Source organism: Polaribacter sp. (assembly GCF_965656025.1).
Lineage (GTDB): Bacteria > Bacteroidota > Bacteroidia > Flavobacteriales > Flavobacteriaceae > Polaribacter.
Genome location: NZ_CBFHJT010000062.1, coordinates 16,562 through 20,002, shown reverse-complemented (window position 1 = coordinate 20,002; position 3,441 = coordinate 16,562). Strand labels below are relative to the sequence as shown.

The window sequence follows — 3,441 nt, the reverse complement described above, 5'->3', positions numbered from 1 at the left end:
GAACTTTTATAATTTTATGGTTTTATAAAAGACAACCTGAAACGTTGAAAGAAATCTATAGAAAAAAGTTTAGATGGTCTATTTTTAGAACAGGTACTTCAGAATTTCTAAAACATAATGATGCTATACTATACACTTTTTTAAGTGGTTTTATTACTGGTTCTTTTATGGTGTTTTTAGGAACTTCGCAACAGATTTTTCAAGAACAATATGGTTTGGTAGACGAATTTCCCTATATATTTGGCGCCATGGCAATTTCTGTAGGCTTTGCTACTTTTATAAATGGAACTGTGGTAATGAAATTTGGCATGAAAAAATTGGTTATTTTTTTCCTGTCTATGTTTACGATCGTTTCGTTATTGTACGTGCTTTTTTTTTACGGAAAAGTAAATCCGCCCATTGAAATACTGGTTCTTTCTTTTCTACTTCAGTTTTTTGCCATTGGCTTTTTATTCGGAAATTTACGTTCTTTAGCAATGCAACCCATTGGCCATATTGCAGGAATTGGCTCTGCAATAAATGGTTTTGTATCTACAATTATGGCAGTTCCTATTGCTGGTTTTATTGGTAAATTTGTGGTAGTTACAGCCTATCCTCTATTTGTGGGCTTCTTAATTTGTGGTTGTATTTCTATGATTTTATTATTTTCTTTCAGAAAAAAAATTAATTAATCCTATTACATTTTTTGTGTGTAGAAATTATAATCCTTTAAAACAGTAGCTATAAAATCAGAATCACTTTTATGTTTAGAAACGATTCCTGTAACTTCTATAATTTTTGTGCGTAGTTTTATCAAGGTTTTATAATCGTTGTATTTTTTGGCAGATTTAAAAGTATCTTTAATAATTCGGATATCATTGTCAGACAATTGAATCACATTTGGGTATGTAGGTTTGTAAGTGGCTGTTAAATCTTCTAAAATAGTATCCGAAAATTTGGCTTCGTCTTTTAAATAAACCACTACAGTATTGGCTATGATATCTCCAAAACGTTGATTCTTATCGGTAAAAACAATCAATAATAAACCTACTAATTTACCAACAATAAAAAGTAAAACCATCAAAAGTTCACTATTTCTAGAGTTGTCTGCATACACATACACAGCTAATAAAATAAACAAATTAAAGTCTACAATACGTAAAAACCAACGGATGATATAATCGGTTACAGCTGGTTTAAAACCATCTTCATTAATCACCTTAATCTTTAAAAGCTTTTTACCTAAAGTTTGTCCATCCATTAAAATTTCTGAATATAAAGTGTAAAAAGTAACGGGTAACAATACTAAAATACTAATAGCTTGTATAGTCCAGTTATCGCCAGAAAACACTTTTTCTATGGCTTGAAAATCGAAAACATACATAACAAAATACAAATAAGCGAATTTTATAACATTGTCAGACAAAAAGGCTAATAAGCGTTGGCCTGCATTTGCAACCGTAAAACTAATATTTACATTTTGTGCTGTTTTTATTTGGAGTGTTTTCATGCAATAGTTAAATTCGCTCTAAATGAGAGAGGTCGCTTTTATAAAGCAAAATAAAGAAAAATGGCTTGAATTTGAACAAGTAATTTCAAATAAAAAAGAAAAAAGTCCAGACGAGATAGCCAACCTGCATATAAAAATCATGAATGATTTGGTGTATGCACAAACCTATTACCCTAAAAGTAAGGCTACTACCTATTTAAATAAGCTTGCAAAAAATAGTTTTGACAAGGTGTATCATGCCAAAAGAAGAGATCAAAATGTTTTTTTATATTTCTTTTTTGACAAAGTACCACTACTCGCCTATCAATATAGAAAATACATTTATTTGTCTTTTATTTTCTTTTTTATCTGCTTTTTTATAGGATTGCTTTCTACGTTTAACGACGAGAGTTTTGCCAGACAAATTTTAGGAAACGAATATGTAGATCAAACCTTAGAAAACATCGCCAATGGAGATGCCATGGCTATTTACAAAGGCGGCACCAATTGGGGCACTTTTATTGGTATTTACAACAACAACCAAAGAGTGGGCTTAAATATGTTTTTATCGGGCTTATTTTTAGGCTTAGGTACAGGCTATTATGTAGTTGTAAACGGAATTATGGTGGCTGTTTTTCAAGCATTTTTTTACCAACAAAATAGTTTTTTTGACAGTATTAAAGGTATTTGGATCCATGGAACTTACGAAATTTTCGGAATTATTATAGAAGCTGCTACGGGTTATATTATTGGCGCAAGTATTTTATTTCCTGGTACTTTAAAAAGGTTTCAGTCTTTTAAAAAAGGTGTTAGAGATGCGTTTTATATTTTTATTAGCACCATTCCTTTTACCATCGCAGCTGCCTTTTTAGAAGGTTATGTTACTCGATATTCTAACATTATGCCTACTTTTTTCTGCTTTGCAATTATCTTATTCAGTTTGGCAACCATTGGTTACTATTATTTAATACTGCCTTTTAAAGTAGCCAAAAAACACCAGTTGCGTTCATGATAAAAAAAATTGTATGTTTCTTTTTTCTGTGGATATCTTGCCAACTTGTGGGACAAGAAATAGCTACTGACAGCATTGTAAAACCGAAAGACACCATTGTCTATGTAAAAAATATCGATTTTGAAAAGAAACGTGTTTTTAAAGACAGTTTACAAGAAAAATACAATGACAAAGACTTTATTTATAAAGAAAACACACCAACACCACCTAAAAACAATATCGATTTTAGTTTTTTAAAAACCGTAGGTTCTTTTTTACAAACCATTTTTCCATTTTTATTAGGAGGTTTTATTGTTTTTTTAGTGCTTAAAATTGCCTTAGGTTCTCAAATTGGTTTTTTTAATTTTAATAAAAAAGGTACCAAAAAACCAGAAAAATTAGTGTATGAAGAAGAAGATATTCATGAAGTTGATTTAGAAAAACTTTTACAAGAAGCTAAAAATAATAATAATTATAGGTTAGCAATTCGTTACTATTATTTAATCGTTTTAAAAACTTTATCCACACATAAGTTGATAGACTATCATAAAGATAAAACCAATACAGAGTATAAATTTGAGCTTGAAAAAGGGAAGGTAAGAGAGCAATTTTCGTATTTATCTTACATTTATACCTATGTTTGGTATGGCGAATTTGAGGTAAACCCTTCCGACTTTTCAAATATCGAAAAGAAATATACATCATTTAAAAATTCTATTCAAAAATGATGAAAGTTTTTAAAATAATATCCGCCACACTCCTACTTTTATTGGTGGCCACCAGTTGTAAAAAAACAAACTGGAAAGAAAACTATAGAGAGACAGAAAAATCTCCTTTTGGCACTTATATTATTGCCAACGAAGCTCCAGAATTGTTTAAAGATCAAAAAGTAACTTTTATCAAAGAAAACTTTTACGATTATGCCATTTTTAATTACAATTTAGATTCTACAGAAGTTAACAACTATGTATTAATTAAAAAC

General features: G+C 29.7%; 4 protein-coding genes and 1 pseudogene. 4 read left to right on the top strand and 1 reads right to left on the bottom strand.

The genetic code is table 11. The annotated features are described in order from the left end of the window. The coding region (locus ACTG3S_RS11345) for an MFS transporter (protein WP_439129469.1) at positions 1-671 on the top strand (671 nt) is incomplete at its 5' end. 5 nt (positions 672-676) lie between these two features. Here the strand turns inward: ACTG3S_RS11345 and ACTG3S_RS11340 are convergent. After that, entirely contained in the window at positions 677-1,489 is an 813-nt protein-coding gene (locus ACTG3S_RS11340; RefSeq protein WP_439129468.1) for an RDD family protein, read from the bottom strand. A 22-nt stretch (positions 1,490-1,511) separates the two neighbouring features. On the opposite strand from ACTG3S_RS11340, the gene ACTG3S_RS11335 reads away from it, so the two are divergent. The 3 genes and pseudogenes from ACTG3S_RS11335 to ACTG3S_RS11325 form a co-directional block, all read left to right on the top strand. Continuing rightward, positions 1,512-2,480, top strand: coding sequence for a stage II sporulation protein M (locus ACTG3S_RS11335; RefSeq protein ID WP_439129467.1), 969 nt, complete (start codon positions 1,512-1,514; stop codon positions 2,478-2,480). Between the two features lie 47 nt (positions 2,481-2,527). After that, entirely contained in the window at positions 2,528-3,187 is a 660-nt protein-coding gene (locus ACTG3S_RS11330) for a hypothetical protein (RefSeq protein WP_439129466.1), read from the top strand. Beyond that, positions 3,187-3,441: pseudogene (locus ACTG3S_RS11325) on the top strand (hypothetical protein); the annotation flags it as partial. The gene ACTG3S_RS11330 and the pseudogene ACTG3S_RS11325, both read left to right, overlap by 1 nt.

Excerpts from the sequence above, each read along its gene's own strand:
- ACTG3S_RS11340 (WP_439129468.1), bottom strand. The coding sequence starts at position 1,489 with ATGAAAACACTCCAAATAAAAACAGCACAAAATGTAAATATTAGTTTT.
- ACTG3S_RS11335 (WP_439129467.1), top strand. The coding sequence starts at position 1,512 with ATGAGAGAGGTCGCTTTTATAAAGCAAAATAAAGAAAAATGGCTTGAA.